At 57.5% G+C, this 459-nt stretch carries 1 protein-coding gene; it reads left to right on the forward strand.

The genetic code is table 11. The features are described from left to right. Window positions 1-384: universal stress protein (locus AC1DLB_RS32055; RefSeq protein WP_477786544.1), on the forward strand; the 384-nt coding region annotated here is incomplete at its 5' end. Between the last annotated feature and the right edge of the window lie 75 nt (window positions 385-459).

A 459-nucleotide genomic window follows, 5' to 3' on the forward strand; every position in this document is an offset into this window, starting at 1 on the left:
AAACTGGCGAGCGCCTGCAATGCCGAGCTCGATGTGGTCTACGCCTGTGACCTTTCAGCCATCAGCGCGGATGAGTTCAACTTCTATAACGGTTCGGCGCTTTTCTCTTCAGGCCAGATCAAGACCCTGTTCGACCTCCAGGAGGATGCGTTCAACGAACTGGCCGCGCGCAACGGCATCGCGCCGGAGCAGCGGCACATGATCATGGGCAACCCGACCAAGGTACTGACCCACTACACCGAGACCCATGATGTGGATGTGATCGTCATGGGCCGGATCGGCCATCGCGGCATGGGCCGGTTGATCGGCAGCACGGTGGAGCATGTGCTGTACAAAATGCCATGCAGCGTGTGGGTGGTGTATACCGAATCACTGGATGAGTGACAATGCCATTAAGTTAAGGCACAGAACCTGTAGGAGCGAGGCTTGCCCGCGAAGAATGCACCGCGGTTTTTCAGC

It is taken from the genome of Pseudomonas sp. 05N434, assembly GCF_056396965.1.